This is a genomic window from Allobosea sp., from assembly GCF_035999205.1.
Lineage (GTDB): Bacteria > Pseudomonadota > Alphaproteobacteria > Rhizobiales > Beijerinckiaceae > Allobosea.
Map to the genome: position 1 here is coordinate 14,687 of NZ_DASYHA010000010.1, position 26,352 is coordinate 41,038.

Annotated in this window: 27 protein-coding genes; 15 read left to right on the forward strand and 12 right to left on the reverse strand. The window is 67.1% G+C overall.

Going from position 1 to position 26,352, the window contains the following annotated elements; translation table 11 throughout:
• Positions 1-306: 306 nt before the first annotated feature.
• Positions 307-1,143: an N-acyl homoserine lactonase family protein gene (locus VGN82_RS02080; RefSeq protein ID WP_327525326.1), complete on the reverse strand. Its 837-nt coding sequence runs from the start codon at positions 1,141-1,143 to the stop codon at positions 307-309.
• 88 nt (positions 1,144-1,231) lie between these two features.
• Between VGN82_RS02080 and VGN82_RS02085 the strand changes: the two genes are divergently transcribed.
• The 4 genes from VGN82_RS02085 to VGN82_RS02100 all read left to right on the forward strand — a co-directional run bounded on the left by VGN82_RS02085 (position 1,232) and on the right by VGN82_RS02100 (position 4,860).
• Positions 1,232-1,837 carry a TetR/AcrR family transcriptional regulator gene (locus tag VGN82_RS02085; protein ID WP_327525327.1) on the forward strand — a complete coding sequence of 202 codons (606 nt, stop codon included), beginning with the start codon at positions 1,232-1,234 and terminating at the stop codon, positions 1,835-1,837.
• Between the two features lie 144 nt (positions 1,838-1,981).
• A complete protein-coding gene (locus VGN82_RS02090) occupies positions 1,982-3,583 on the forward strand; it encodes an OpgD/OpgG family glucan biosynthesis protein (protein ID WP_327525328.1) in 1,602 nt (533 codons plus the stop codon).
• A 21-nt stretch (positions 3,584-3,604) separates the two neighbouring features.
• Positions 3,605-3,880 (forward strand): GNAT family N-acetyltransferase, encoded by a 276-nt coding sequence (locus tag VGN82_RS02095; protein WP_327525329.1) that lies wholly within the window; start codon positions 3,605-3,607, stop codon positions 3,878-3,880.
• A gap of 17 nt (positions 3,881-3,897) precedes the next feature.
• On the forward strand, positions 3,898-4,860 hold the full coding sequence (locus VGN82_RS02100; RefSeq protein ID WP_327525330.1) for a glutathione S-transferase family protein: 963 nt from the start codon (positions 3,898-3,900) through the stop codon (positions 4,858-4,860).
• On the opposite strand, the gene VGN82_RS02105 is transcribed toward VGN82_RS02100, so the two are convergent.
• The gene (locus VGN82_RS02105) at positions 4,857-5,306 is read right to left on the reverse strand and encodes a Fur family transcriptional regulator (protein WP_327525331.1); all 450 of its coding nucleotides are present in this window, start codon (positions 5,304-5,306) and stop codon (positions 4,857-4,859) included. The genes VGN82_RS02100 and VGN82_RS02105 overlap by 4 nt on opposite strands.
• Positions 5,307-5,436: 130 nt before the next feature.
• On the opposite strand from VGN82_RS02105, the gene VGN82_RS02110 reads away from it, so the two are divergent.
• The 4 genes from VGN82_RS02110 to VGN82_RS02125 are packed head-to-tail and all read left to right on the forward strand — an operon-like array spanning position 5,437 to position 9,018.
• On the forward strand, positions 5,437-6,369 hold the full coding sequence (locus VGN82_RS02110) for a metal ABC transporter substrate-binding protein (protein WP_327525332.1): 933 nt from the start codon (positions 5,437-5,439) through the stop codon (positions 6,367-6,369).
• Positions 6,370-6,371: 2 nt separating this feature from the next.
• Positions 6,372-7,319, forward strand: a complete 948-nt coding sequence (locus tag VGN82_RS02115; protein WP_327525375.1) for a manganese/iron ABC transporter ATP-binding protein — start codon at positions 6,372-6,374, stop codon at positions 7,317-7,319.
• On the forward strand, positions 7,316-8,176 hold the full coding sequence (locus tag VGN82_RS02120) for a metal ABC transporter permease (RefSeq protein ID WP_327525333.1): 861 nt from the start codon (positions 7,316-7,318) through the stop codon (positions 8,174-8,176). The genes VGN82_RS02115 and VGN82_RS02120 overlap by 4 nt, the downstream gene beginning before the upstream one ends.
• Entirely contained in the window at positions 8,173-9,018 is an 846-nt protein-coding gene (locus VGN82_RS02125; RefSeq protein WP_327525334.1) for a metal ABC transporter permease, read from the forward strand. The genes VGN82_RS02120 and VGN82_RS02125 overlap by 4 nt, the downstream gene beginning before the upstream one ends.
• 36 nt (positions 9,019-9,054) lie before the next feature.
• On the opposite strand, the gene VGN82_RS02130 is transcribed toward VGN82_RS02125, so the two are convergent.
• The 3 genes from VGN82_RS02130 to VGN82_RS02140 all read right to left on the reverse strand — a co-directional run bounded on the left by VGN82_RS02130 (position 9,055) and on the right by VGN82_RS02140 (position 11,215).
• Positions 9,055-10,062 (reverse strand): LLM class flavin-dependent oxidoreductase, encoded by a 1,008-nt coding sequence (locus VGN82_RS02130; RefSeq protein WP_327525335.1) that lies wholly within the window; start codon positions 10,060-10,062, stop codon positions 9,055-9,057.
• Between the two features lie 92 nt (positions 10,063-10,154).
• Positions 10,155-10,895 carry an SGNH/GDSL hydrolase family protein gene (locus tag VGN82_RS02135; RefSeq protein ID WP_327525336.1) on the reverse strand — a complete coding sequence of 247 codons (741 nt, stop codon included), beginning with the start codon at positions 10,893-10,895 and terminating at the stop codon, positions 10,155-10,157.
• Between the two features lie 47 nt (positions 10,896-10,942).
• Positions 10,943-11,215 carry a hypothetical protein gene (locus VGN82_RS02140; protein ID WP_327525337.1) on the reverse strand — a complete coding sequence of 91 codons (273 nt, stop codon included), beginning with the start codon at positions 11,213-11,215 and terminating at the stop codon, positions 10,943-10,945.
• 165 nt (positions 11,216-11,380) lie between these two features.
• Between VGN82_RS02140 and VGN82_RS02145 the strand changes: the two genes are divergently transcribed.
• The 3 genes from VGN82_RS02145 (at position 11,381) to VGN82_RS02155 (ending at position 13,714) form a co-directional block, all read left to right on the forward strand.
• Positions 11,381-12,112 carry a response regulator gene (locus tag VGN82_RS02145; protein ID WP_327525338.1) on the forward strand — a complete coding sequence of 244 codons (732 nt, stop codon included), beginning with the start codon at positions 11,381-11,383 and terminating at the stop codon, positions 12,110-12,112.
• Positions 12,112-13,455 (forward strand): ATP-binding protein, encoded by a 1,344-nt coding sequence (locus tag VGN82_RS02150; RefSeq protein WP_327525339.1) that lies wholly within the window; start codon positions 12,112-12,114, stop codon positions 13,453-13,455. The genes VGN82_RS02145 and VGN82_RS02150 overlap by 1 nt, the downstream gene beginning before the upstream one ends.
• A 76-nt stretch (positions 13,456-13,531) precedes the next feature.
• The gene (locus VGN82_RS02155; protein ID WP_327525340.1) at positions 13,532-13,714 is read left to right on the forward strand and encodes a hypothetical protein; all 183 of its coding nucleotides are present in this window, start codon (positions 13,532-13,534) and stop codon (positions 13,712-13,714) included.
• A gap of 6 nt (positions 13,715-13,720) precedes the next feature.
• Here the strand turns inward: VGN82_RS02155 and serA are convergent, their stop codons facing one another.
• The 3 genes from serA to VGN82_RS02170 form a co-directional block, all read right to left on the reverse strand.
• Entirely contained in the window at positions 13,721-14,977 is a 1,257-nt protein-coding gene (gene serA / locus VGN82_RS02160; protein WP_327525341.1) for a phosphoglycerate dehydrogenase, read from the reverse strand.
• A gap of 99 nt (positions 14,978-15,076) precedes the next feature.
• A complete protein-coding gene (locus tag VGN82_RS02165; protein WP_327525342.1) occupies positions 15,077-15,523 on the reverse strand; it encodes an NfeD family protein in 447 nt (148 codons plus the stop codon).
• 10 nt (positions 15,524-15,533) lie between these two features.
• The gene (locus tag VGN82_RS02170) at positions 15,534-16,511 is read right to left on the reverse strand and encodes an SPFH domain-containing protein (RefSeq protein ID WP_327525343.1); all 978 of its coding nucleotides are present in this window, start codon (positions 16,509-16,511) and stop codon (positions 15,534-15,536) included.
• 270 nt (positions 16,512-16,781) lie between these two features.
• Between VGN82_RS02170 and VGN82_RS02175 the strand changes: the two genes are divergently transcribed.
• Entirely contained in the window at positions 16,782-19,193 is a 2,412-nt protein-coding gene (locus VGN82_RS02175) for a transketolase-like TK C-terminal-containing protein (protein WP_327525344.1), read from the forward strand.
• Positions 19,194-19,195: 2 nt separating this feature from the next.
• On the opposite strand, the gene VGN82_RS02180 is transcribed toward VGN82_RS02175, so the two are convergent.
• Positions 19,196-19,507 (reverse strand): hypothetical protein, encoded by a 312-nt coding sequence (locus VGN82_RS02180; protein WP_327525345.1) that lies wholly within the window; start codon positions 19,505-19,507, stop codon positions 19,196-19,198.
• A 193-nt stretch (positions 19,508-19,700) separates the two neighbouring features.
• On the opposite strand from VGN82_RS02180, the gene VGN82_RS02185 reads away from it, so the two are divergent.
• The gene (locus VGN82_RS02185) at positions 19,701-21,428 is read left to right on the forward strand and encodes an AfsR/SARP family transcriptional regulator (protein ID WP_327525346.1); all 1,728 of its coding nucleotides are present in this window, start codon (positions 19,701-19,703) and stop codon (positions 21,426-21,428) included.
• Between the two features lie 69 nt (positions 21,429-21,497).
• On the opposite strand, the gene VGN82_RS02190 is transcribed toward VGN82_RS02185, so the two are convergent.
• Positions 21,498-21,803: a hypothetical protein gene (locus tag VGN82_RS02190; RefSeq protein ID WP_327525347.1), complete on the reverse strand. Its 306-nt coding sequence runs from the start codon at positions 21,801-21,803 to the stop codon at positions 21,498-21,500.
• A 119-nt stretch (positions 21,804-21,922) separates the two neighbouring features.
• On the reverse strand, positions 21,923-23,041 hold the full coding sequence (locus VGN82_RS02195; protein WP_327525348.1) for a hypothetical protein: 1,119 nt from the start codon (positions 23,039-23,041) through the stop codon (positions 21,923-21,925).
• Positions 23,042-23,504: 463 nt separating this feature from the next.
• On the opposite strand from VGN82_RS02195, the gene VGN82_RS02200 reads away from it, so the two are divergent.
• Together VGN82_RS02200 and VGN82_RS02205 are read left to right on the forward strand one after the other, a co-directional pair.
• Positions 23,505-24,539, forward strand: a complete 1,035-nt coding sequence (locus VGN82_RS02200) for an aspartate-semialdehyde dehydrogenase (protein WP_327525349.1) — start codon at positions 23,505-23,507, stop codon at positions 24,537-24,539.
• A 238-nt stretch (positions 24,540-24,777) separates the two neighbouring features.
• Positions 24,778-25,650, forward strand: coding sequence for a DMT family transporter (locus tag VGN82_RS02205; protein WP_327525350.1), 873 nt, complete (start codon positions 24,778-24,780; stop codon positions 25,648-25,650).
• A gap of 9 nt (positions 25,651-25,659) precedes the next feature.
• On the opposite strand, the gene VGN82_RS02210 is transcribed toward VGN82_RS02205, so the two are convergent.
• Positions 25,660-26,325 carry a TetR/AcrR family transcriptional regulator gene (locus VGN82_RS02210; RefSeq protein ID WP_327525351.1) on the reverse strand — a complete coding sequence of 222 codons (666 nt, stop codon included), beginning with the start codon at positions 26,323-26,325 and terminating at the stop codon, positions 25,660-25,662.
• Between the last annotated feature and the right edge of the window lie 27 nt (positions 26,326-26,352).

The following is a 26,352-nucleotide window of genomic DNA, read 5'->3' on the forward strand; positions in this document are numbered from 1 at the left end:
TTTGAGGGGATGTCCATCCCCCTCCATCCGTCTCCAACACCTGGCGGCTGTCCGGCCTCTTGTCCGGATGCCCACCGACCGGCACGCGGCCACAGGCACGTGCGAATTGGGTGAACGCGATATACGGATGATGGACCCGGCATTCAAGTTTTTTCTGAAGGCCGGGTGCGGTTTTTTTGACGAACGCGAGCGGATTCGGCCGGCTGTGCGAGACGATGCGGCTTCCCGACCCGATCGGGGCCAGTTCCGTCCTTCCGCGCGGGCACTTCGCCTGTGTGCGTACCCTGGATGGCTGGCCGGGATACGTCAGATCAGGACGGTGCCGGCGGCGAGCCGCGCCGGGCCTTCCGGGTCATGTGCCGGCAGCAGGATCGTCGGCTCCTGGGTGGCGAAGCGGCGGATCGCCTGCAGGGTCGCGAGTGCGGTTGCGGGGTCGTTGGTGACGCCGTCGGTCTTCTCCGCGAGCAGGTTCGCCTGCGAATAGGTGGCATCTCCGGCGAGGAACCAGGTGATGCCCTCGCCCCGGACGATCACCGAGACATGCCCGTCGACATGGCCGGGCGTCGGCACCAGCAGGATGCGGCCGTCGCTGGTGATGCGGTGCGAGGCCGGGAACGGGCCGATCGCGGGCCCGTCCATCTCGACGAGATCGGGCTTGAGCCAGACCGGCCAGCGCTGCGGCAGGCAACCTGTCATCATCCCGCGCAGGCCGGTGGAGACGGCGTAGTTCGCGCGCGGGCCGACGATGCGGCTGCGCGGGAAATGGTCGAGCCCGCCGGTATGGTCGTGATGGAAATGGGTGAGGATGACGGTGCCGATATCCGTCGCCGGATCGATCCCGAGAGCCAGCAGGCGCGAGCCGGCCTCCTCATGTGGGGCCACGCGAATCTGGACCTGCTTGTAGAAGGGGTTCCAGCCCGGCAGATAGCCGGGCACGGAATTGCGCCAAGTGTCGCCGGTGTCGACGAGGAAGCGCCCCTCGGGGTGCTCGATCAGGAAACACAGGATCGGCAGCGGCTCGACCCAGTCCGGATCGCGGAAGATGTCGATCTTCCTGCCGATGCCGCCGCGCCCGTCACGGCCACTGCGCTGCGCCGTCTTCATCCGCGCCTTGCCGGTCTCGATCGCCGTCACCTTGATCATGATGGCCTCCAAAAAGAACGGTGGTTCGTTTTATTAATCCAGATGCCGTCGCCTTGTAAAGAGCGATCGTTCGTTTTATTTCGAGGCCATGCCGAAGATCTCAGACGAGAAGCGTGCTGCCCGCCGAGCCCAGATCCTCGACGCAGCCTGGATCTGCTTTCAGAAGGAGGGGCTGCATGCCACGACGATGGACGACATCATCCGCGCGTCCGGGCTCTCGGCCGGTGCGGTCTATTCCTATTATCCGAGCAAGGACGAGCTCATCCTGGCGGCGGTGACCACGTCGCTGTCGGGTTTGCGGACCCTGATGCAGCCGCTGTTCGATGTGCGGCCCCCGTTGGCGCCGGCCGAGTTTCTGCGCCGGGCGACCGAGACGATCGCGCGCTTCACGGCGCGCGAGGGCTACGACCTCAAGCGGATAGCGTTGCTCGGCTGGAGCGAGGCGCAGCGCAATGAGCGGCTGCGCGCGACGATGCAGGGCTTCTACCTCGCATTTCGCGACCAGATCGAAATTGTGATGGAGCAGGCGGTCGAGGCGAAGCGCCTCGATGCAACGGTGTCCGCCAAAGATGCCGCCAAGACGCTCCTGTCCGCCATTCTCGGCTTCGTCGCCCAGTCCGCCATCCTCGGAGACGTCGATCCGGCCGAGATCGCTGCTGGGGTGACCGCTTTCGCAGCTTCGGGCCGCAGCTAGACGCCGCGCAACGGGCCGCGTCGAATCGCGCCGCGCCACGGCCCTAGACCGGCCCCAATTCCTCGCCTAAGTCACTGGCAGGCCAGCCTTTGACAATTCCCCCGCGCCGACCCCGCGACGGCGCGGCGAGACCACGGATTTCCCATGACCTTGACCAATCGTCGCCATGTCCTGGCGGGGCTTTCAGCCGCGCTCAGCCTCTCGGTGGCTCCGTCCGTCCTGCTGGCGCAGCAACCTGCGGCACGGCCGGACCCCGCGCCGGCGCCGGCTCCCGAGCCGCCGCAGCCGAAATTCGGCTTCGACGAGGTCGTGCGCCGCGCCCGCGAGATCGCCGCCGTTCCCTATGATGCCGGCCCGAACCTGCCCGAGCCACTGTCCAGGCTCGATTTCGATTCGTGGCGGGACATCCGCTTCCGGTCGGAGCGTGCTCTGCTCGCGCAAAACGGCTCCCCGTTCCGGATGCAGATGTTTCATCCGGGCTTCCTGTTCACGCGCCCGGTCGTGGTCAATGTCGTCCGCGACGGCGTGGCGACGCCGGTGCCCTACTCGGCGAACCTGTTCGACTACGGCCGCGTCAAGTTCGACAAGCCGCTGCCGGTCAATCTCGGCTTCGCCGGCTTTCGCCTGCACTATCCGCTCAACGATCCGCGCGTCTATGACGAGCTGATCTCCTTCATCGGCGCGAGCTATTTCCGCGTCCTCGGCCGTGAGCAGCGCTATGGCCTGTCGGCGCGCGGACTTTCGATCGGGGCCGGCGTGCCGGGTGGCGAGGAGTTCCCGATGTTCCGGGAGTTCTGGGTCGAGGCGCCGCAGGCCAATGCGGAGCGCGTCACCGTCTATGCGCTGCTCGATTCGGCCTCCGTCACCGGCGCCTATCGCTTCCACATCTATCCGGACGTCGATGCGGTCGTCGATGTCGGGGTGACGCTGTTCCCGCGCAAGCCGATCGAGAAACTCGGGCTGGCACCGCTGACCTCGATGTTCTTCACCGGCGAGAACGATCGGCGTTTCCATGACGATTTCCGCACCGAGCTGCATGATTCCGACGGGCTGATGATCCATTCCGGTACCGGCGAATGGATCTGGCGGCCGCTGCGCAACCCGCGTCAGCAGGCGGTGTCCTCCTTCGTCGAGCGCAATGTCCGCGGCTTCGGACTGATGCAGCGTGACCGCGTTTTCGAGCACTATCAGGACCTCGACCTGAGCTATGAGCTGCGCCCGTCCTACTGGATCGAGCCGCAGGGCGACTGGGGCGAGGGCGTGGTCGAGCTGATCGAGATGCCGACGACCGACGAGACCAACGACAATATCGTCGCGCTTTGGGCGCCGAAGGCGCCGCTGGAGCCGGGCCGTGAATTCTCCTTCGGCTACAAGTTGACCGCCATGCTGGATTCGAGCGATCTGCATCCGGGCGGGCGCATCATCAACACCTATCAGGCGCGGCCGAAGGCGCTGGGCTCCGGCGAGCCGGTGACGGCAGGGGCGCGGCGCTTCATCGTCGACTTCGCCGGCGGCGACCTCGACTATCATCTGCGCCAGCCGGAGAAGGTCGAGATCGTGCCGTCGATCGCCTATGGCCGGATCGACCGCGCCTTCATCGTGCCGAACCCGAAGACGCAAGGCTTCCGCGCCTTCATCGACATCGTCGTCGAGCCGGGCCAGCTCGCCGAGATGCGCGCCTTCCTCAAGAGCGGCGACAAGACGCTGACCGAGACCTGGAGCTACCCCTGGCGGGCTGAAGCCTAGGCGGCTGCGAGGAGAGAGCGGATGGACCAGGTCATCGACAACACGGCGGAGAGCCGCTTCGAGCTGGCGCTCGAAGGCGGCACAGCAATCATCGCCTATCGGATCGAGGGCGAGCGGATCGTGCTGATCCACACCGAGGTGCCGCAGGCCCTGTCGGGGCAGGGCGTCGGCTCGCGGCTCGCCAAGGGCGCCTTCGAGCTGATCCGGGCCAGCGGGCGCAAGGCGGTGCTCCGCTGCACCTTCATTCGGGGCTGGATCGTCAAGCATCCCGAATATGACGACATCGTCGACGGCTGAGACCGGGAAGGGCGCAGATGGGTCTGCTGATCGACGGCCGCTGGCAGGACCAGTGGTATGACACGGCCAAGAGCGGCGGACGCTTCATCCGGCAGGACAGCGCCTTCCGCAACTGGGTGACGCCGGATGGAGCGCCGGGTCCGAGCGGCAAGGGCGGTTTCGCGGCCGAGGCCGGGCGCTATCACCTCTATGTCTCGCTGGCCTGTCCCTGGGCGCATCGCACCCTGATCTTCCGGGCGCTGAAGGGGCTCAAATGCCATATCGACGTCTCCGTCGTGCATTGGCTGATGCTCGAGCAGGGCTGGACCTTTGCCGCGGCTGAGGGCGTCGTGCCGGATCCTGTTGGCGGCGCGCACTATTTGCACGAGGTCTATACCCGGGCCGATCCGCACTACACCGGCCGCGTCACGGTGCCGGTGCTCTGGGACAAGGTGACCGGCACCATCGTCAGCAACGAATCCTCCGAGATCATCCGGATGTTCAATTCGGCTTTCGATGGCGTCGGCGCAAAGGCGGGCGACTATTTTCCGCTGGCGCTGCGGGCGGAGATCGACGCGCTGAACGAGCGCATCTACGGGACGCTCAACAACGGCGTCTACAAGGCCGGCTTCGCGACGACGCAAGCGGCCTATGAGGAGGCTGTGAAGCCGCTGTTCGAGACGCTGGACTGGCTCGAGGAGCGGCTGGCGACACGGCGCTTCCTGACCGGAGATGCGATCACGGAAGCCGACTGGCGGCTCTTCACCACGCTGATCCGGTTCGACGCCGTCTATGTCGGCCACTTCAAGTGCAACATCCGGCGGATTGCCGACTATCCGCGGTTGAGCGCCTATCTGCGGGCGCTGCTCGCGGTCGAGGGCGTGGCCGCGACGGTCGATTTCGGCCATATCAAGCGGCACTATTACGAGAGCCACCGCATCATCAACCCGACCGGGGTCGTGCCGGTGGGGCCGGACCTGGCGGGATTGCTCGCGGGCTAGCCCTTCTTGCCGCGCGTGCCGGGGCGCTTCTTGCGGCCGTAGAGCTCGAGCCGGTGGCGGACGAGTTCGTAGCCGAGCTCGGCGGCGATACGGCGCTGCAACTCCTCGATCGCGTCGGAGGAGAACTCGATCACCTCGCCGCTCTCGACGTCGATCAGGTGGTCGTGGTGCTCCTGGTCGGCGTGCTCATAGCGCGAGACGCCGTCCTCGAAGGCGTGGCGCTCGATCGCGCCTTGCGTCTCCAGCACCTTCATGGTGCGATAGACCGTGGAAAGCGAGAGCGTCGGATCATGCGCGAAGGCGCGGGTGAAGATGCCCTTGGCGTCGGGGTGGTCGTCGGCTTCCGCCAGCACGCGCAGGATCAGCCGGCGCTGCTGCGTCATCCGCAGCCCCGCATCCCTGAGCTGGCCCTCGAAACCGGCCACGCGCTGTTCAACTGCTGTCATGGCGCCGGCATAGCAACTCTGCGTCGCATTTGCAAAAACTCCTTATTGCAAATCACTCGCAGTTGCGTTGACAGATGCAAGTGCTTTGCAATAGCGTGATGACTTGAACGGGTATCGGACAGGAGACCACATGCCTTCGCGTCGATCTTTCATGGGTGGCTCGCTCTTGAGCCTGGGAGCGGCCGCCGTGCTGGTCGGCGGATTGGCGGCGGGCACCGGCGTCGCGCTGGCGCAGGCGCCGGCGAAGAAGCTGCGCGTCGTCACCACTTTCACGGTGATCCAGGACATCGCCCAGAACGTCGGGGGCGAGGCTGCGGTCGTCGAGTCGATCACCAAGCCTGGCGCCGAGATCCATGATTACCAGCCGACGCCGCTCGACGTGGTGAAGGCCCAGTCGGCCGATCTCGTTCTGTGGAACGGCATGAATCTGGAGCGCTGGTTCGAGCGCTTCTTCGAGAATGTGAAGAGCGTGAAGAGCGCCGTCGTCACCGAGGGCATCGAGCCGATGGGCATCAAGGAAGGGCCCTATGAGGGCAAGCCCAACCCCCATGCCTGGATGTCGACGAAGAATGCACTGATCTACGTCGAGAACATCCGCAAGGCGATGGCCGAAGCCGATCCGGCACAGGCCGAGACCTATGCCCGCAACGCCAAGGCCTATGCCGAGAAGCTGATGGCGGTCGACGCGCCGCTGCGCGCGCGGCTGGACAAGGTCCCGGCCGACAAGCGATGGCTCGTCTCCAGCGAGGGAGCCTTCAGCTACCTCGCCCGCGACTATGGCTGGCGCGAGGCTTATCTCTGGCCGATCAACGCCGACCAGCAGGGCACGCCGCAGCAGGTGCGCCGCTTGATCGATCTCGTGCGCAAGAACAAGATCCCGACCGTGTTCAGCGAAAGCACGATTTCTGACAAGGCGGCTAGGCAGGTCGCCCGCGAGACCGGTGCCCGCTATGGCGGCGTGCTCTATGTCGACTCGCTCTCGGCGGAGGACGGGCCGGTGCCAACCTTTCTGAAGCTGCTCGAAGTGACCGTGGACACGATCGCGAAGGGTTTCAGCCAGTGAACATGCGGGCGGCCGGCTTGCCGGGTGGCATCGGTGTGACGCCCTCGATCGCGGTCGAGGAGGTCACGGTGCGCTATGGCAACGGCGTGACGGCTGTGAACGACGCCTCCTTCGCCCTGGGAGCGGGAACCATCTGCGCGCTGGTCGGCATCAACGGCTCGGGCAAGTCGACGCTGTTCAAGACCCTGATGGGCTTCCTGAAGCCGGCGCGGGGCTCGGTCCTGATCGCCGGCCTGCCGGTGCGCCAGGCCTTGAAGCGTGGGCTCGTCGCCTATGTGCCGCAGGCCGAGGAGGTCGACTGGACCTTCCCCGTGCTGGTCGAGGACGTGGTGATGATGGGCCGCTACGGCCATATGGGCCTGCTGCGCATCGCCGGAAAGGCCGATCGCGCTGCCGTCGATCAGGCGCTCGCCCGCGTCAACATGCTGGAGTTCCGCAAGCGCCAGATCGGCGAATTGTCGGGCGGGCAGCGCAAGCGCGTGTTCCTCGCGCGGGCGCTCGCACAAGGCGGGAAGGTGATCCTGCTCGACGAGCCCTTCACCGGCGTCGACGTCAAGACCGAGGATGCGATCGTAGCACTGATGCGTGAACTCAGGGCTGAGGGGCGGCTGATGCTGGTCTCGACCCATAATCTCGGCTCGATCCCGGATTTCTGCGATCAGGTCGTGATCATCAACCGCACCGTGCTGGCGGCCGGCCCGACCGAGACCACCTTCACCCATGACAACCTGCAGCGTGCCTTCGGCGGCGCGCTCCGGCATTTCCGGCTCGGCGGCGCCGACCTGCATGACGACGCGGACAAGCGGCGCGTCACCGTCATCACCGACGACGAGCGCCCGCTCGTGCTCTACGGCGACCGCGACCACGAGAAGCTTGCCAGGGGTGGCAAGGAGAACGGCGGCAGCGAGAATGGCGGAAAGGCGATAGGCGAAAAGGATCCCGCGCCGTGATCGAGCTGCTGCTGGAGCCGTTCGGCTATCAATACATGGTCCGGGCGATCTGGGTCTCGGCACTGGTCGGCGGGGTCTGCGCCTTCCTCTCCTGCTTCCTCATGCTGAAGGGCTGGTCGCTGATGGGCGACGCGCTGGCGCATGCGATCGTGCCCGGCGTGGCGCTGGCCTATCTGCTGAAGGTGCCCTATGCGGCCGGCGCCTTCTTCTCCGGGCTGCTGGCGGCCCTGGCGATGGCGCTGGTCAGGGTTCGCACGCAACTGCGCGAGGACGCGATCATCGGCATCGTTTTCACCACCTTCTTCGCGGTGGGGCTGCTGATCGTCTCGATTAACCCGACCTCGGTGAACGTGCAGTCGATCGTGCTCGGCAACATCCTCGGAATCTCGGACGAGGACGTGGTGCAGGTCGCGATCATTGCCGCTGTCTCGCTGGTCATCCTCGTGGCGCGCTGGCGCGACCTGATGCTGGTCTTCTTCGACGAGAACCAGGCGCGTTCCGTCGGGCTGTCGCCGACGCGGCTGAAGATCCTGTTCTTCATGCTGCTCAGCGCCTGCACGGTCGCGGCCCTGCAGACCGTCGGGGCCGTGCTGGTGATCGCCATGGTGATCACGCCCGGCGCCACGGCCTATCTGCTGAGCGATCGTTTCGGCCGGTTGATCTGCATCGCTGTCGGGCTCGGCGTCGTCACCAGCGCGGCCGGTGCCTATGCCAGCTACTTCCTCGACGGCTCGACCGGCGGGCTGATCGTCGTGTTCCAGACACTGCTGTTCCTGCTCGCCTTCGTCTTCGCGCCCAAGCACGGTCGGCTGGCCGCCGCACGTGCGGCGCAGGCCGCTTCGGAGCCGGCGCCATGAGCCTGATCGAAGCCTGGCTGATCGCGCCGCTGGCGCATGAGTTCATGCAGCGCGGCCTCGTCGTCGCCGTGCTGGTCGGCGTGGTCTGCGCCGTCCTGTCCTGCTTCCTGATCCTCAAGGGCTGGTCGCTGATGGGGGATGCGGTTTCGCATGCGGTGCTGCCCGGCATCGTGCTGGCGCAGGTCGCCGGCCTGCCCCTGGCGGCGGGCGCCTTCGTTGCAGGCTTAAGCTGCGCGCTCGCCATCGGCTATCTCAAGGAGAACAGCCGGGTGAAGGAGGACACGGTGATGGGCATCGTCTTCGCCGGGATGTTCGCGCTCGGGCTCGTCCTGTTCGTCAAGGTCGACAGCGACCAGCACCTGCTTCACGTGCTGTTCGGCAACATGCTCGGCGTCCGCTGGGAAGACATCGCCGAGACGGCGGCGATCGCGGTGCCGACGATCGCGATCATGCTGGCCAAGCGGCGCGACTTCCTGCTCCTCGCCTTCGATCCGGCTCATGCACGGGCGATCGGCCTGCCGGTGCGTGCGCTGAACTTCGGGATGCTGATCCTGTTGGCGCTGACCATCGTCGCGGCGCTGAAGGCCGTCGGCATCATCCTCGTCGTCGCCATGCTGATCGCGCCCGGCGCCATCGGCTTCCTGACGACGCGGCGCTTCGATGCGATGCTGGCGGTCGCCGTCGCAGCCGCGACGCTGTCCAGCGTCATCGGCACCATCCTGAGCTTCCATCTCGACGGGGCGACCGGCCCCTGCATCGTGGTGGTGCAGGCAGTGTTCTTCCTGGCGGCGCTCGGACTCAACCTGCGCCGCTCGGCCCGGCGCGCGGCGGCTGTCGCCTGATACGGTGCCTGGTGCAGCCCCGCGTCGCCAGCTTGCTCAGGCCGCGTGAGCCGTGACGCCGATCTCCGGAGCGATGCTGGCCAGGATCTCATAGGAGCGCTTGCGCGCGCCATGGTCGAAGATCGGCGCGGTCGCCATGATCTCGTCGGCCCGTGTGGCGGCGAGGAAGGCGCGCAGATCGCGCTTCAGCGTCTCCGGCGAACCGATGAAGGCGTAGCGCAGCATCGACGAGACATGGGCCTTCTCGGCCGGCGACCAGTAGCTGTCGATGTGGTCGAGAGGAGGCTGGAGCTTGCCGCGCGCGCCACGGACCATGCCGACGAAGCGCTGCTGCAGCGAGGTCGCGAGGTAGCGCGCCTCCTCGTCCGTTTCGGCGGCGATCACATTGATGCCGGGCATCGCATAGGGGCTGTCGAGCTGTTCTGAGGGCTTGAAGCGCTCGCGGTAGATCGCCAGCGCCTGCATCAATGCATCCGGCGCGAAATGCGACGCGAAGGCATAGGGGAGGCCGAGTTCGGCGGCGAGCTGCGCACCGAACAGGCTGGAGCCGAGGATCCAGAGCGGCACGTTGAGCCCGGCGCCGGGGACGGCCTGGATCATCTGGTTCGGCCCGGCCGGCGCGAAGTAGGCCTGCACCTCGAGCACATCCTGCGGGAAGGTGTCCGCCGACATCGGGTTGCGCCGCAGCGCGCGCATGGTCATCTGGTCGGTGCCCGGCGCCCGACCGAGGCCAAGGTCGATGCGGCCCGGAAACAGGGCTTCGAGCGTGCCGAACTGCTCGGCGATGACGAGCGGGGCGTGGTTCGGCAGCATGATGCCACCGGCGCCGATCCGCATGGTTTTCGTCGCGGCGGCGAGCTGGCCGATCACGACCGCGGTTGCGGCACTGGCGATGCCGGTCATGTTGTGGTGCTCGGCCACCCAGTAGCGCTTGTAGCCCAGCGCTTCGGCATGGCGGGCGAGGTCGATCGAGGAGCGCAAGGCATCGCCCGCCTCCTGGCCTTCGCGGACGGGGACGAGGTCGAGGACGGAGATGGCGACCATGGGAGCCTCTGCTTGGGCTCCGTGCGGAACCGCTGACGTGGCTTCCTAGATGGGGCAGGGGGAGCGCCCGGTCCAGAGGTGCCACCGCTCCGTCATGGCGCGTCTGCGTCGGCGTTCTGGCCGCGTCGTGGCGAGGGTGATGGTTCTCCGGCCAGAGCTGTACAGAGCGTCGCCGCGATGCGGGCATAGGCGTGCTCGTATTCCGCGAGATGCAGCCCATCCGTGAGTCTGTCTTCGTCGCGGAAGCTTTTGACCACGCGGCAGGAGGCGCTCCGGCGGCAGGCGCCTTCAGCCGAGGCGGTGATCCCGGAGGCGGCCTCGGCCGAGAAATCCGGGACGTTGCCGGCATCCAAGGGCGGAAGGCCGGTGACCACGACGAGATCGGCCCGATGTGCGAGCTTCCTCAGCAGCGGCCGGAAGGCCTGGCTGAAGCGGGTGACCGCTTCGGGCGGGTCGCGGAAGCGCTTGCGATTGGCGTCGTTGGTGCCGACGGTGAGGATGATCGCACGAGGTGGGCGCGGCAGGGCGAGTTCCGCTTGCAGGGCGTCGATGTCGCGCACCGTTGCGCCGTTCACCCCGGCATTGACCAGCGGCAGGCCGCAGAGTTCGCGGGCTCGCCAGGCTGCCACATGGGAATCGCCGGCGGCCAGCAGATAGTCGCCATCGATGTCCCGGAGATCGGCCGAAATCTGAGCGAGGCGCTGGGCTCGATAGGAGGTCGGCGCCGATGAGGCGCTGCCGACCGCGAAGCCCGCCATCGAGCCGAGCATCAGGGTGAGCGGAACGACGAGGACGAGCGTCAGCAGGATCTGGCCTGCTGAAATGCCTCCCATGTGCCGGGTTGTCCGAACTTCGAGGGAGGGCTTTCGGTCAAGGGCCGTCATGACCGGCCCGTTCTCGACGGGGCCGGGCAGGTTCCGCTGGCGGCGGCTTGGATGGTGGGGGCCGGCCGGGATTGGCCGGTGACCGGATCGCGATAGCTCGCCGGGGCGCAGGCGTCGCCACGGGAGATGAAGCCATCACGCGTCAGCAGCGTCGGCAGGGCCCAGAGCCATAGAGCGACGGCGCCGAGCAGGGCAATTGCGATGCCGGTGCGCCTGAGCGTCAGGTGCGAGAGGGCGGTTTGGGGGGCGGGCGAAGTGAGCTTGAGCATGACGTCATCGAGCGCGGCGGCGTGGCCTGTTCTGTGGCCGGGAGTTTTCCGGATGACGTCTGGCGGAAGGCTTCTGGTATCCTTGCTTTTCCATCTCCGGCGTCGGAAACGATTGGAAACAATTCCGGCCACGACCTCGCCGTGCGCGGAAGTTAGAGCCGATCCATGACCCGAACCCCGCATATCCTCATTGTCGAGGACGACCGCGAGATCGCGACGCTGGTGTCGCGCTTCCTGCGCAACAATGATTTCCGCATCAAAGCCGTCGCGAACGGACGCGAGATGGACGTCGCGCTGCAGGACGGGCGCTTCGACTTGATCGTGCTCGACCTGATGCTGCCGGGCGAGGATGGCCTCAGCCTGTGCCGCAGGTTGCGCAGCAACGGCTCGATCCCGATCATCATGCTCACCGCCAAGGCCGAGGAGATCGACCGCATTCTCGGCCTCGAGATGGGCGCGGACGATTATCTGGTGAAGCCCTTCAATCCGCGCGAACTGCTCGCGCGGATCCGCGCCGTGCTGCGGCGGGCCGGAGGCACGCCGGCGCCCGATGTCGGGGAAAGCTCGGTGTTGTCCTTCTCCGGCTGGCGGCTCGACAAGGCCGTGCGGCGGCTCTTCAATCCGCAGGGCGAGCGCGTCGTGCTGACCGGCGCGGAAATCGACCTGTTGTTGGCCTTTTGCGAGCGGCCGCGCCGGGTGCTCTCGCGCGACCAGTTGCTCGACCTGACGCAAGGCCGCGCCGCAGCGCCGTTCGAGCGCTCGATCGACGTGCTGGTGAGCCGGCTTCGTCAGAAGATGGAGCGCAATCCGCGCGAGCCCGAGCTGATCCAGACGATCCGTTCCGGCGGCTACATGTTCTCGCCCGAGATCGAGCTCTCGCCGGGGAATCCGGGCTGATGAGGCGGCTCCTGCTGCGCCTCCTGCCGGCAAGGGCCGCGGCACAGATCACGGTCATCGCAATCGGCTCGCTGGTGCTCGCCAATCTGGTGACGATCGTGACGCTGGTGGTGGCGCTGCCGCCAGAACTCAAGCGCGTTCCGAACATGCCCTATGTGACGCAACTCGTCTCGATCGGCCAGATGGTCGTGGCCGCGCCGACATGGGAAGCCAAGGCCGCGATCATCGAGGCGGCGCTGGCGACGCATCCGAAGCTGGCGCTTCTGCCCGCCGACGCCAGGGCGACGGCCCGCAGGCTGCCGCCGCCTGACGAACAGATCGTCGAGAGCGTCACCGAGATGCTCGGCGGCGCTGTGGAGGTGCTGGTCCTCGATAAGCCCGGCGAGCAGCGCGGCCCGCCACCGTTTGGCCTGCGCTTCGGCGACGGGACGGGGCTGGTGATGTCTCCCGATCCGATGATGCGACCGCCCCGTGCCTCCGCCTTCATCGGCTATCTCGTGGTGATGCTCGCGCTGCTGGCCTGCCTCGTCGGGCTGCTCTCGCTCTGGGCGGCGCGTGCCGTGGCATCGCCACTGTCGCGCCTGGCCGAGGCGGTGGACCGCTTCGACCCCGACCGCGACGATCTCATCGCTGCCGAACAGGGGCCGACCGAAGTCAAGCGGCTCGCGCGGGCATTTGGCGAAATGGCGGCGCGCATCAGGCGGCTTGTCGACGACCGGACGCGGATGCTAGCCGCCGTCAGCCATGACCTGCGCACGCCGATCACGCGGCTGCGGCTGCGGGCTGACGAAATCAGCGACGGGAAGCAGCGCCGCGCCATCGTCGCCGATCTCGCCTTGATGGAGCGCATGGTCGGGGGCGCGCTGTCCTATCTGCGCGAGGGGCGCGCCTCGGGCAGCATGGCGGCGACCGATATCCCGGCGCTGCTCCAGACGATCTGCGACGATTTCGCCGATCTCGGCCACATCGTTGTGTTCGAAGGACCGATGCGGGCCTCGGCGCTGTGCGATTCCGACCAGATGACGCGCGCCGTCACCAATCTCGTCGATAACGCCATCAAGTTCGGCGGTAAGGTCGTGGTCCGTCTCGACGATGGCGATCCCGACACGATTGCCGTCATCGTCGAGGACGATGGGCCGGGCATCGCGCCGGATGAACGGGAAAAGGTGTTCGAGCCGTTCTATCGCAGCGATCTGGCGCGGACACTGAAGCAGGGCAGCGGTTTCGGGCTCGGGCTCGCGATCGTGCGCGCCATCGCCGAAGCGCATCGCGGCGAGCTGACCCTGGCGGAGCGGGAGGGCGGGGGCCTCGCTGCGCGGATCTCCTGGCCGCGCCGCCGCTAGCGGAACGCGTTGACACCTGACGCGTTGATTCCACAGGGCCCGCGAGCCGGGCCGCGGCGTTCACGAAAGGATTGCCATGACCAGCACCAATCCGGCCAAGGAAAGCCTACGCAAGGAACAGCGCGAACAACGACAGGCCAGTCGCAAGCAGGGCAAGGATGCCGAGCTCGACAAGGCGCTGGAAGACACCTTCCCGGCTAGCGACCCGGTGGCGGCGCAGGAGCCGACCAAGCCGGGCGCAAGCCGCAGGCGCCACTGACGCCCGTCAGGAGCGCTGATAAAGCAGGCGCGCCCTGATGGTACCGTCGAGGGCGCGGATCTCCCGCAGGATGTCGCGGGCGTCGGCGCCGATGCTTTCCGCCTCCATGACGACGTAGCCGACCTCGCCATCCGTTTGGTAGTTCTGCGCGGCGATATTCACGTTGCGGCTGGCGAAGACGTCGTTCAGCCGCCGCAGCATGCCCGGCACGTTGCGCTGGACATGGATGAAGCGCGTGCCCACGGCGCGGGCCGCGAGCTGGACCTGCGGGAAGTTGACCGCGCCGACCGTCGAACCGACATCAGAGTAATCGACCAGCTTGCGTGCGACCTCCGCGCCGATGCGCTCCTGCGCTTCCTCCGTCGAGCCGCCGACATGGGGAGTTAGGATGACGTTCGGCAGCCCTTGCAGCGGCGAGACGAAGCGATCGGCGTTGGAGGCCGGCTCGACCGGGAAGACATCGACCGCAGCGCCCGCCAGATGGCCGCTCTTCAGCGCGGCCGCCAGCGCGTCGAGATCGACGACGGTTCCGCGCGAGTTGTTGATCAGGTAGCTGCCCGGGTTCATCGCCGCGATCTGCTCGGCACCGATCATGCCGTGGGTCTGCGGCGTCTCCGGCACGTGCAGCGAGACGATGTCGGCCGAGCCGAGCAATTCGTTGAGGCTGTCGACCGGTTCGGTGTTGCCGTGACGCAGGCGGTCGGTCTGATCGAAATAGATCACCCGCATGCCCATTGCCTCGGCCAGCGTCGAGAGCTGACTGCCGATATTGCCGTAGCCTACGATGCCCAGCACCTTGCCGCGCACCTCGAAGGAGCCATCGGCGGACTTGTCCCAGCCGCCGCCATGGGCCGCGCGCGAGCGGTCCGGAATCCGGCGCAGCAGCATGACGATCTCACCGATGGTCAGCTCCGCGACGCTGCGGGTGTTCGAGAAGGGCGCATTGAAGACCGGGACGCCACGGCTGCGCGCCGCCTGCAGGTCGACCTGGTTGGTGCCGACCGAGAAGCAGCCGACCGCGAAAAGGCGGTCGGCATGGGCGAAGACCTCTTCGGTCAGCTGCGTGCGCGAGCGGATGCCGAGCACATGCACGCCCTCGATCGCCTTGAGCAGGGCGTCGCGGTCGAGCGCCTTCGGCAGGCGCGTCATGTTGGTGTAGCCCGCGTTCAGCAGCAGCTCGGCGGCGGAATCGTTGATGCCTTCCAGAAGCAGGACCTTGATGCGGTCCTTGGACAGGGACAGGCGTTCGCTTTGAGTGGTCATCGCAATGTTCGGTCTGGCGGCGGAGGCGTTCGCTATAGACCCCGCGTCGCGCCTGAGAAACCGATTCTTCGCATGAGCGCCGCGCGCGTGGACCGCGGGCTAGTTTTTCTCGACCACGAGCGTCGCGCCCTCGACACGGATCACGCGGACTTCGCTTCCCGCCAGGAGTTCCGGGCCGATGACGCGCCAGGACGAATCGCCGACGCGGATGCGGCCCTCGCCGCCGGTCATGGTCGTCTCCAGCCGGAAGACCTTGCCGATGAGCTGGCGGCCGCGGTCGTTGAGGCCGGTGGCGGCATCGGGCTCCTCGCCCTTTCGGCGCGTCAGCAGGCGTCCGACGACCACGCTGACGAGGCTGAAGCCGGCGAAGACGAGCGCCGCCGCCTGCCAGCCGATTCCGGTGATGCCGACGACCGCGCCGGTCAGCAGCGCCGCGAGCCCGAGCCAGATCAGGAATACGCCGGGCGCGAACACCTCGCCGCCGATCAGGATCAGGCCGAGAATGACCCAGCCCCAGGCGCCCAGCCACAGCATCGACGACAGCATGATCTTCTCCTCAGGCGCCGCGCCCGGCCGGCGGCACGGAACCGCTACGCCTGGTCTCGGCCGCGTCATCGCCGAACACAGCGCGGGTAAGCTGCGCGATGCCGCCGACCGTACCGGCGAGAGCAGCGGCCTCGATCGGCACGATGACAACCTTGCTGTTATGGGCGCCAGCGATCGATTTCAGCGCATCGGTGTAGCGCTCGGCGATCAGGAAGTTCGCGGCCTGGATGTCGCCCTTGCCGATCGCCTCGGAGACCATGGTGGTGGCGTTTGCCTCCGCCTGCGCCAGCCGCTCGCGGGCTTCCGCGTCGCGCAGCGCCGCTTCCTTGCGGCCTTCGGCGGCAAGAATCTGCGCCTGCTTCTGGCCCTCGGCCTTGAGGATCTCGGCCTGGCGCAGGCCTTCGGCCTCGAGGATCGCGGCACGCCGGTCGCGCTCAGCCTTCATCTGGCGGTTCATCGCGCCGGCAATGTCGGCCGGCGGCAGGATGTCCCGGATCTCGATGCGCGTGACCTTGACGCCCCAGGGCGAGGCGGCGGCGTCCATGACGCGCAGCAGACGCTCATTGATCTCGTCGCGATGCGACAAGAGCTGGTCGAGATCCATCGAGCCGACGACGGTGCGGATATTGGTCATGGTCAGGACCATCAGCGCGTCGTTGAGCGAGGAGACCTCGTAGCAGGCCTTGGCGGCGTCCAGCACCTGGAAGAAGGCCGCGGCGTCGATTCGCACGCCGGCATTGTCCTTGGTGATCGCTTCCTGCGAGGGAATGTCGAGCACCTGCTCCATGACGTTCACCTTGTGCCCGATGCGGTCGATATAGGGCACGATCAGGTTGAGGCCGGCGCTGAGCGTGCGCGAATACCGGCCGAAGCGCTCCACCGTGTAGTTGTAACCCTGAGGCACGGTCTTCACCAGGAAGGCGATGGTGATGACGACGAGCAGGACGAGCACGATGACGAAGAGACTGAAACCCGACAACGCGTCCATCCAATACTTCTCCTGATCCGCCGTGCCGCTGCGGTACTCCGCATCGGGATTCAACCTGACGATTGCGACAGACCAATGCAAGTTCGTGCGGCGGGTGTACACCCGGGCCGAGTCGGCGAACCCGCGGCGCCAACGCCGCTCTGGCAGTTTCCACTAAGATGGCCGGGCCTTTGGCAGAAAGCTCCAACGCATCCGTCGTTTCCGGGGCGATTGCGGTTCACAGCGCTTGGCGATTTCGTGCATGATCGGCGCCTTGCTGGAGTGTCGACCATGTCCGATCCGCGCCTGTCCGCCGATTCCCGCCTCCCGGTCCTGGCCGAGCTGGAAAAGAAGATCCTCTGGCTGGCGTCATGGACGATCCACAACGCCAACCACCTGCGCGACAGCGCCGATGGCATGAAGGTAGGCGGGCACCAGGCCTCCTCGGCCTCGCTGGCGACGATCATGACGGCGCTCTACATGGCGGCCTTGCGCCCGCAGGACCGTGTCGCGGTGAAGCCGCATGCCTCGCCGATCTTCCACGCGATCAACTATCTGATGGGGCTGCAGACGCGCGAGAAGCTCGAGAACTTCCGCGGCTACAAGGGCGCGCAGAGCTATCCCTCGCGCACCAAGGACATCGACGACGTCGATTTCTCGACCGGTTCGGTCGGCCTCGGCGTCGCGCAGACTTTGTTCTCGTCGCTGACGCAGGATTACCTGCGCGGCCATGGCTGGGGCACGGATCGGCCCGAAGGCCGCATGATCTCGCTGATCGGTGATGCCGAACTCGACGAGGGCAATATCTTCGAGGCCCTGATGGAAGGCTGGAAGCACGGTCTGCGCAACACCTGGTGGGTGATCGACTACAACCGCCAGTCGCTCGACGCCGTCATCCGGGAAGGGCTCTACGACCGCTTCGAGACGATGTTCCGCAATTTCGGCTGGGATGTCGTGACGCTGAAATATGGCCGGCTGCAGCAGGCGGCTTTCCGGGAGAAGGGCGGCGAGCGGCTGAAGGCCTGGATCGATTCCTGCCCGAACCAGCTCTATTCGGCGCTGACCTTCCAGGGCGGCGCTGCCTGGCGCAAGCGCCTGATGGACGATCTCGGCGACCAGGGCCCGGTGACGAAGCTGATCGAAAGCCGCTCCGATGCGGAACTCTCGAAGCTGATGTGCAATCTCGGCGGGCACGACCTGCCCTCGATCCTCGAAGCCTTCGAGGCGATCGACCACGATCGGCCGGTCTGCTTCCTCGCCTACACCGTCAAGGGCTTCGGCCTGCCGCTCGCCGGGCACAAGGACAACCACGCCGGGCTGATGACCAAGGAGCAGATGGAGGGCTTCAAGGCCGCCAACGCTGTCCGCCCCGGGCATGAGTGGGACCTGTTCGAGGGGCTTTCGCTGCCCGAGAGCGAGATTCGGGCCTTCCTCGACAAGGTGCCGTTCTTCGCCGAAGGGCGCCGTCGCTACAGCGCTCCCGCGCTGCCGGTCCCGGCGAAGCTGGAGGCCGGCATCCAGCCGGTGATGTCGACGCAAATGGGCTTCGGCAAGATCCTCGACGAGATCGCCAAGGCGGGCGGGCCGCTCGCCGACCGCATCGTCACGACGGCGCCCGACGTTACGGTCTCGACCAATCTCGGGCCCTGGGTGAACCGGCGTGGCCTGTTCGCCAAGGCGTCGATGGCCGACACCTTCAAGGACGAGCGCATCCCCTCGATGCAGAAGTGGGAGTTCTCGCCCAAGGGCCAGCATGTCGAGCTCGGCATCGCCGAGATGAACCTGTTCATCAATCTCTCGGCGCTGGGCCTGTCGCATTCGATCTTCGGCGAGCGGCTGATCCCGATCGGAACGCTCTACGATCCCTTCATCTCCCGCGGTCTCGATGCACTGAACTATGCCTGCTACCAGGACGCTCGCTTCATGGTGGTGGCGACGCCGTCAGGCGTGACGCTCGCGCCCGAAGGCGGGGCGCACCAGTCGATCGCGACGCCGCTGATCGGGATGAGCCAGGATGGTTTGTGCGCCTTCGAGCCCGCCTTCGTCGACGAGCTGTCGGTGATGATGCGCTGGTCCTTCGAATACCTGCAGAAGGATGGCGAGGGTGATCCCGACGAGCGCACTTGGCTGCGCGACGAGACCGGCGGCTCTGTCTATCTGCGCCTGTCGACGCTGCAGCTCGAGCAGCCGCAGCGCGCAATGACGCCCGAGCTGGAAAGCGACATCATCGACGGCGCCTACTGGCTGCGGAAGCCCGGGCCGAACGCTTCGGTGGTGATCGCTTACACGGGTGCGGTCGCGTCCGAGGCGATCAAGGCGGTCGGGCTGCTGGGCGAGGACCGGCGCGATGTCGGCCTGCTCGCGATCACCTCGGCCGACCGGCTCAATGCCGGATGGCAGGCGGCCGAGCGCGCGCGCCAGCGCGGCAACCATCGCGCGACCAGCCATGTCGAGCGGCTGCTCGGCGACCTGTCACGCGATTGCGGCATCGTCTCGGTGCTGGACGGTCATCCGGCGACGCTGGCCTGGCTTGGCAGCGTCCACGGCCACAGGCAGAAGGCGCTCGGCGTCGAGCATTTCGGCCAGACCGGCACGGTCGCCGATCTCTACCGGCATTTCGGCATCGACGCGAACGCGATCGTCCATGCCGCGAATGCCGCGTCGCCCGGCCGACCGGTGCGCTATCTCAAGGCTCTGCCCTAACCTCAGGGGCGCGGGTTCGGGCCGGCGCGGCGCTGTGCGTCGTCACCGATTTCGCGGCCATGGCGCAGTGCCCATTCGACGCCGCATTGCGGGAGGCCGATGTCCTTGAGCATGGCGTCGTCGGCGCCGCGCAATTGCCTGCGCTCGCGACGGCGCTCGAGGGCGGCTTCGAGCCCCTGAAGCAGGTTCCACGCCCTCATCGCCCTCATCCGCAGGGTGCGGGCGACGCGTAGCGCCTGTGCTTCGGCGCTCTGCGCCGTCGCACTCAACCGGGTGCTCCATGATGTTGGCCGTTCGGGAACGAAGGTCGACATGCCGGCGTCCTTTCGATTGGCTTGATCGGCGATACGTGCCGTTCGAGGATTGGACCGTGCTCTGCTGTCACCGGGCGTGTTCCTCGCAACGTCGGTCGCACGACGCCGTGACACGTTCGCTGACACGTTGAGCCAGTCGACTTGGCGGTCATCGCTTCGAGGGAACCGCCAATCCTGAATCGTGAGGCCAGCCATGGGCGTGACGATCAGATTGCTGGGCAGGCCGGCCATTCTCGATGCCACGGGGCAACCCGTCGCCATGCGCGGCCAAAAGGTCTGGGCGCTGCTGGCGCGGCTGCTGCTGGCGCGGGGGCCGATCGAGAGGCGGGTGCTGGCGGCGGAGCTGTTCCCGGAGGCTGAGGACCCGCTCGGCTCGCTGCGCGGGTGTCTCGCCATGCTGCGCCGAGCGCTGGGGCGGCGCCTGCACTTGCGCGGCGACCCGTTGAGCATCGTTCTGCCCCCCGACTGCGATGTCGACCTCACGAGGTTCGACGGCGATGACTTCGACATCGAGCAGGCAGGACAGCTGCTGGATGGCCTGGAGCCGCAAGCCGGTCCCGAATTCGCGACCTGGCTTCTGGTCGAGCGCTCGCGCCTATCGAGCCTGGTCGAGTCGCGCATCCGGCAGGAAGCGCTCCGGGCGCTCGCCATGGCGGAATTCGAGAAGGCAATACGTCTGGCTGAACTCGGCGTGCAGCGCGCTCCCTTCGACGAGGGAGCGCATGTTCTGCTGGTCAAGGCTCTCGCGATGGCCGGTCGGCATGACGCGGCGCAGCGCCATGTCGCGGTGACCGAAGCGCTGTTTCATGACGAACTCGGCGAGCGTCCTTCCTCGGCTTTGCGCAGTGCGGCGCGCCCCACGATGTCATCGCCTCCGGTGGGAATCTCCCGCACGGCTTTTGTCGGGTCGCTGATCGCCTCCGGGCTGGCCGCCCTGTCCGCCGGCGCGAGCGATGCGGGGCTGGATTGCCTGCGACGGGCGGCGCAGGACGCTACCGCGCTGGGCGATCCCCATCTCGAAGCCAGGGCGCTGCTTGAGCTCGGCACGGCGCTGGTCCATGCCGTTCGCGGCCATGCCGTGGAGGGGGCTGTGCTCCTGCGCCAGTCAGCCGAGATCGCCCGGGCGCGCGGCTATGGCGACATGGCGGCGACAGCGCTGCGTGAGCTGGGCTTCATCGAGACCAAGGCGGGTCGGCGGCCGGCCGCCGCCGATTGCCTCACTCAGGCGCAGGCGCTGGCCGGGGGAGGTGAGAGCCTTGCCGGTATCCATGCCGTCGCGGGCATGAACCTGATCGACTGGGGGCGGCCAGCCGAGGGGCTGGAGCAGATCGCACTTGCGCTCGACCAGGCGCGTCGTGCCGGCAATTGCAGGCGTGAGGTCTTCGCGCTCGGCATCGGCGCCCGCGGGTTGCTGTGTGTCGGACGGCTCGATGAGGCCGAAACCTGGCTCGCCGACTGCATCGGGCTAGTTGATGACGAGCACTGGCTCGCATTTCGGCCCTGGCCTGTCGCATTGCTCGGCGAGGCCCGGCTGCGTCAGGCGCATCGACCCGCTTCCGTCCGGCCAGCCCTGGAGGAGGCCTTCGCCCTCAGTTGCCAACTCGGCGATTCCTGTTGGGAAGGCGCCGCGGCGCGCGTGCTGGCGCTGTCCTTCATCGGCGAAGGGGAACGATCCCGTGCTGCCGAATGGCTTTCCGAGGCCCGCAGGCGATGTATTCGCCATGCCGACAAATACGTCGCGATGGAGGTCGAGATCCTGGCCAATCAGACCGAGAACAGCCAGGCGCTGGGGCAAAGCGAACTAGCCGATGCCTTCGCCCGCAGCTGGCTCGTACTGGCGGCAAGGAGCCACATGGACGATCACGTCGCGCGAGCCGCACGTCTGCTGCCGCAGGCGACCCGCGCAGGTCAGCCGTCGTAGCGGCGATCTACCAGGCCCAACCGATGCAGCGGCGGAAACGGCGCCGCCGCGATCGTCATGGCGTCAGGTTCAGAAGCGCGGCGTCGAGAAGGTGTTGGCGAACGGATTCACGCCCGCGCCGATGCGGCCGGGGAGGGCCTCCTCGCCATACCAGCCGCCGACATTGGCATAGGTCGGGGCGGCGATGAACTGCTGGGTGGCGTAGCGGTTCATCGAGCCGACCGGGACGACGTTGCCGGCGTCAAGGTAGCTGCGCTTCTGGACGGTGACGCGCAGCGGCCCGCGGCGGCTCTGTGCTTCCGCGATGGTGACAAGGACGGTCGATGCCGCGATCGAGACCGCGAACACGGCGGCGAGTTGCTTGAGCGAACGCATGGCGACGACATCTCCGGAGCAGCGGCGACCCGCTTGACGTAAGGATGAAAACTTCACGATGAAGCCTATCCTACCGTAGTTAACGAATTTGTGAGCGTCTCTTCAGCATAGCGCCGCCATCAACGCTTCGGTTGTGGCTTCGTCGACACGTTCGCCGCGCTCTTCGTCCGCAATGCGGGCGTCGCGCCGTCGGCGTCGAGCCAGGAAGCCTTGCGGCCCGACGCAGCGAGGCGCGACGGGGCGCAGGCCGGCTGGCGGTTTAGCTCGGTGCGGGCGAAGGCGGAGCGCAGGGCGCGGTCGTCGCCGGCATTGAGCAGGTCGATGCGATCGATCAGGCAGACGAGCTGCTGCCGGTCGGCGGGCTTGCCCTCGCCGCCGCACCACCAGCCGCTCATCGACAGCGGCATGGCTCCGGCGTCCATCCGGAAGGCGATGCACGACCGGCTGAGGTCGCCGTCGCTCAGCGTCGCGTCCGCGGTCTCGACCGGGCCGAAGCGGGTCTGGATCGCGTTCGCCAGGCCGCTGCGCTGTACCGACATGGCGCGCATAGCGGCCTCGCGCACCAGCGCGACGACGAAAGGCTGGCTGAGTTCGGTGCGATCATGCTCCACGCTCAGGCGCAGCAGCAGATGAGCCTTGGGTTCGGCGAAGCTGCCGAAGCCCAGCACGTCCTCGCGCTGCGAGCCGTCCTGGCTGCGCCGCGCCTCGAGGGTTGCGGAAGCGCGCTCCAGCTCGGGCGATTCCAGCCCGAACATCGGGATCGGCTTGGTGATGGGGATCCAGTTTTCCCGGCCGCCCAGGCTTGGGCGAGGCTCCTGCCGGACGTTCCGGACGGGCCGGATGTCCTGCGCAGGCTGCACAGCGAGGCTGGCGATGGTGGGCTCACGCTCCGGGGCCAGCGCGGTGACCAGCGCAGCGGTCAGCCCGATGCCCGTCGCGGCGGCGAGGCTTCGCCAGAGTAGCCCGCCGCCGAGCCCGAGATCAGGAACGCGCAGCAGGCGAGGCAGATGGCGCAGGCGGGCGAGATTGCTCCGGATGTAGCCGAAACCGATCTCGATGCGGTCGGCGAAGCGGATCAGGGCGGCGGCGACATCGACGTTCGCCAGCCGCGCCCGGAGCCGGTCCAGCGACGCGCCGCCCGGCCACGGCCGGGCATCCGCGATGAATGGCCAGGCCGACCTGAAGCGGCCGAGCAGATGCGATGCGATATGACTCGACACGAACCCCGAACCCGTCATGCCGCGCCGCTCCCCAGCGGCGCGGTCGTCCTCACCCGCGTCGAGGGTGATGCGGGCTGGTCAGCGCGTGGTTACCGGCCGCCGGGATTCGCGGCGCAGCGTGAACAGCCGGTCAACGGGCACGGTTAACGCAGGTCGAAGCTGGCGCGGGGCAGGCCGTCGCGGACAGGGCCACATTGACTTTTTATCGCCTTCGGTGTTCTCACATCCTCGTGGCATGCGGGGCGAGCGCCCTGGATGGCACCGCGAAGCATCAGCCTTTCGGGATTGGCCCTGTGACTGTCCGTCTCACGACGAAACGCACGACCAAAACGGCGACCGGGACCACCGGCACGCCGCGCTGAACTTCGCCTCGGTTCCGGGCCCCTCCCCCCCGGCGGGGGCATGATGCCGGACCCGCCTTCTAAAAGGCGACCGGCGCCCAGGGGGAGACCAAACCGGCTTATCCAAAAGGAACAAGATCATGAGCTTCAAGGTCGCGATCGTCGGCGCCACGGGCAATGTGGGCCGCGAAATGCTGGACATCCTGGCCGAGCGGGCCTTCCCGGTCAGCGAGGTGGTCGCGCTCGCATCCTCGCGTTCGATCGGGACGGAGGTCTCGTTCGGCGACAAGACGCTGAAGTGCAAGTCGCTCGAGCATTTCGACTTCTCCGACACCGATATCTGCCTGATGTCGGCCGGCGGCGAGATCTCGAAGGAATGGTCGCCTAAGATCGGCAAGCAGGGCGCCGTCGTGATCGACAACTCCTCTGCCTGGCGAACCCATCCCGACGTGCCGCTGATCGTGCCGGAGGTGAACGCGGCCGCCGCTGCCGGCTTCACCAAGATGAACATCATCGCCAACCCGAACTGCTCGACTGCGCAGCTCGTCGTGGCGCTGAAGCCGCTGCATGACAAGTACGGTGTCAAGCGCGTCGTCGTCTCGACCTATCAGTCGGTCTCGGGCGCCGGAAAGGAGGGCATGGACGAGCTCTTCAACCAGACCCGCGCCGTGTTCTCGGCCGGCGAGGTCGAGACCAAGAAGTTCCCGAAGCGCATCTCCTTCAACCTCATTCCGCATATCGACGTCTTCATGGAGGACGGCTTCACCAAGGAAGAGTGGAAGATGATGGTCGAGACCAAGAAGATCCTCGACCCGAAGATCAAGCTGACTGCGACCTGCGTGCGCGTGCCGGTCTTCATCGGCCATTCCGAGAGCGTCAACATCGAGTGCGAGAAGCCGGTCACGGCCGACGAGGCGCGCGAGGTGCTGCGCTCGGCGCCCGGCATCCTCGTCGTCGACAAGCACGAGCCCGGTGGCTACATCACCCCGCACGAGGCGGCCGGTGAGGATGCGACCTACATCTCGCGCATCCGCGAGGACAATACGGTCGAGAACGGCCTCGCCTTCTGGTGCGTCTCCGACAACCTGCGCAAGGGCGCGGCACTCAACGCGGTGCAGATCGCCGAGGTGCTGGTCAACCGCAAGCTGATCCAGCCGCGGCAAAAGGCGGCCTGAGGCCAGCTCTCCGGTGCTGTTTGATGAAGGCGGGCTGCGGCCCGCCTTTTTCGTTTGCTGAGCCGGGCGATCCTTCCGTTGGGACAGGCGCGTTGCTGCATGCGGGGCGTTCGTTCTTTGCGCAACCAATTCGGGGCGGATCGACTAAGGTCACGGTCCCATCCGACGTGACCTTGAATTGCCAAACGCCCCGCATCCCGAACCGCCTCCGCTGCCCAAGGGCGAGGCAACGCCGCCATTGCGTCGCGATGCGCCGTTTCGCGGCATCGGGCTGGTGCTGCTGGCCAGCATCTTCCTGACTTCGGCGGACATGGTCTCGAAGCTGCTGACGCTTCAGATCCCGCCGCTGCAGGTGACCTGGATTCGCTACGGCACCTTCTCGGTGATCATGCTCGCGATCGTCTGGCGCCGTGGCGGCCTCGAGCGGCTGCGGACGCAGCGGCCGATGCTGCAGTTCCTGCGCGGTGTCGGCGTGCTGACCTCGTCGGTGCTCTTCATCATGGCGCTCAAGCACATGCCGCTGGCCGATGCGACGGCGACGGGCTTCGTCGCGCCGCTGTTCGTGACGGCCCTGTCGATCCCGATCCTCGGCGAGAAGATCGGCTGGCGGCGCTGGACGGCGACCCTGGTCGGCTTCGTCGGGGTTTTGATCGTGGTGCGTCCGGGTGGTGCGGGTTTCCAGATCGCATCGCTGCTCGCCGTGGCCTCGGCCCTGGCGTGGGCCTTCGCGATGATCATGACGCGGATGATGAGCCGGACCGAAAGCCCGCTGACGACGCTGACCTATTCGGCCCTGATCGGTTTCGGCCTGACGAGCTTCGTGGTGCCGTTCCTGTGGGGGCCGGTGACGCCGCTGATCCTGCTGATGGGCGTATTCGTCGGCGTTTCGTCGACGGTGGGGCACTGGCTGATCGTGCTGGCCTATCGCCATGCCGACGCTTCGCTGCTGGCGCCGTTCTCCTATATCCAGCTGCTCTGGGCCTCACTGCTCGGCCTGGTCGTCTTCGCTGTCCTGCCGGACTTCTGGACGCTCGTCGGCGCCGTCATCATCGCAGGGTCCGGCCTCTATACCGCGCATCGGGAACGGGTCACCGCGAAGCTGCGCGGCTGAGGCAGCAGGTCAGCGTCTCGGCGCGCCGTAGCGTGCCATGAACATCGCGACGGCGGAGGCGACGACGCGGTGGATCTCATCGTCCGACGGGGGCTCGCGCATGGCATTGAACAGGCGTGGCCGCAGCAGGGTCGACTGGCAGAGGTCGATGAACTGAACGGCGGCGAGATAGGCGTCGTCCAGCGACAGCAGCCCCTGCTCGGCCTTGCCGGCCAGGAACTGCGCCAGGCGATAGCCGCCCAGCTTGGGGCCGCTCTCGTAGAAGTCCCGGCCGAGATCGGGCATCCGCTCGGCCACGCCGATGACGATGCGATGGGCGCTGACCACGAAGTCGCGGGTCAGAAGATGGGCAAGCCCTTCGCCGAAGCGGGTGAGGGCGCGGACGACATCGGGGTCGTCGTTCAGCGCGTCGAAGACCGCGGCCTTCTGGGTCTCGCGCTCGCGTTCGATCAAGGCGACAAAGAGGTGCTCCTTGTCGGCGAAATAGACGTAGAGCGTGCCCTTGGAGACGCCGGCGACGGCCGCGATCTCGCTCATGCTCGCGGCGTCGAAGCCCTGAGCCGCGAATACGGCCTGAGCGCCGTCGAGAATCTGGCGGCGCTTCTCGGGATCCATGCCCGCGACACGGCGATTGCGCGCGGTGGCCTTAACGATCGGCTCAGCAGTCTCGTTCATTGTCCCCGTCCGGCAGCGCGAAGGCCT

Coding starts and splice junctions, on each gene's coding strand:
- VGN82_RS02080 (WP_327525326.1), bottom strand. CDS start 1,143: ATGATCAAGGTGACGGCGATCGAGACCGGCAAGGCGCGGATGAAGACG.
- VGN82_RS02085 (WP_327525327.1), top strand. CDS start 1,232: ATGCCGAAGATCTCAGACGAGAAGCGTGCTGCCCGCCGAGCCCAGATC.
- VGN82_RS02090 (WP_327525328.1), top strand. CDS start 1,982: ATGACCTTGACCAATCGTCGCCATGTCCTGGCGGGGCTTTCAGCCGCG.
- VGN82_RS02095 (WP_327525329.1), top strand. CDS start 3,605: ATGGACCAGGTCATCGACAACACGGCGGAGAGCCGCTTCGAGCTGGCG.
- VGN82_RS02100 (WP_327525330.1), top strand. CDS start 3,898: ATGGGTCTGCTGATCGACGGCCGCTGGCAGGACCAGTGGTATGACACG.
- VGN82_RS02105 (WP_327525331.1), bottom strand. CDS start 5,306: ATGACAGCAGTTGAACAGCGCGTGGCCGGTTTCGAGGGCCAGCTCAGG.
- VGN82_RS02110 (WP_327525332.1), top strand. CDS start 5,437: ATGCCTTCGCGTCGATCTTTCATGGGTGGCTCGCTCTTGAGCCTGGGA.
- VGN82_RS02115 (WP_327525375.1), top strand. CDS start 6,372: ATGCGGGCGGCCGGCTTGCCGGGTGGCATCGGTGTGACGCCCTCGATC.
- VGN82_RS02125 (WP_327525334.1), top strand. CDS start 8,173: ATGAGCCTGATCGAAGCCTGGCTGATCGCGCCGCTGGCGCATGAGTTC.
- VGN82_RS02130 (WP_327525335.1), bottom strand. CDS start 10,062: ATGGTCGCCATCTCCGTCCTCGACCTCGTCCCCGTCCGCGAAGGCCAG.
- VGN82_RS02135 (WP_327525336.1), bottom strand. CDS start 10,895: ATGGGAGGCATTTCAGCAGGCCAGATCCTGCTGACGCTCGTCCTCGTC.
- VGN82_RS02140 (WP_327525337.1), bottom strand. CDS start 11,215: ATGCTCAAGCTCACTTCGCCCGCCCCCCAAACCGCCCTCTCGCACCTG.
- VGN82_RS02145 (WP_327525338.1), top strand. CDS start 11,381: ATGACCCGAACCCCGCATATCCTCATTGTCGAGGACGACCGCGAGATC.
- VGN82_RS02150 (WP_327525339.1), top strand. CDS start 12,112: ATGAGGCGGCTCCTGCTGCGCCTCCTGCCGGCAAGGGCCGCGGCACAG.
- VGN82_RS02155 (WP_327525340.1), top strand. CDS start 13,532: ATGACCAGCACCAATCCGGCCAAGGAAAGCCTACGCAAGGAACAGCGC.
- serA (WP_327525341.1), bottom strand. CDS start 14,977: ATGACCACTCAAAGCGAACGCCTGTCCCTGTCCAAGGACCGCATCAAG.
- VGN82_RS02165 (WP_327525342.1), bottom strand. CDS start 15,523: ATGCTGTCGTCGATGCTGTGGCTGGGCGCCTGGGGCTGGGTCATTCTC.
- VGN82_RS02170 (WP_327525343.1), bottom strand. CDS start 16,511: ATGGACGCGTTGTCGGGTTTCAGTCTCTTCGTCATCGTGCTCGTCCTG.
- VGN82_RS02175 (WP_327525344.1), top strand. CDS start 16,782: ATGTCCGATCCGCGCCTGTCCGCCGATTCCCGCCTCCCGGTCCTGGCC.
- VGN82_RS02180 (WP_327525345.1), bottom strand. CDS start 19,507: ATGTCGACCTTCGTTCCCGAACGGCCAACATCATGGAGCACCCGGTTG.
- VGN82_RS02185 (WP_327525346.1), top strand. CDS start 19,701: ATGGGCGTGACGATCAGATTGCTGGGCAGGCCGGCCATTCTCGATGCC.
- VGN82_RS02190 (WP_327525347.1), bottom strand. CDS start 21,803: ATGCGTTCGCTCAAGCAACTCGCCGCCGTGTTCGCGGTCTCGATCGCG.
- VGN82_RS02195 (WP_327525348.1), bottom strand. CDS start 23,041: ATGACGGGTTCGGGGTTCGTGTCGAGTCATATCGCATCGCATCTGCTC.
- VGN82_RS02200 (WP_327525349.1), top strand. CDS start 23,505: ATGAGCTTCAAGGTCGCGATCGTCGGCGCCACGGGCAATGTGGGCCGC.
- VGN82_RS02210 (WP_327525351.1), bottom strand. CDS start 26,325: ATGAACGAGACTGCTGAGCCGATCGTTAAGGCCACCGCGCGCAATCGC.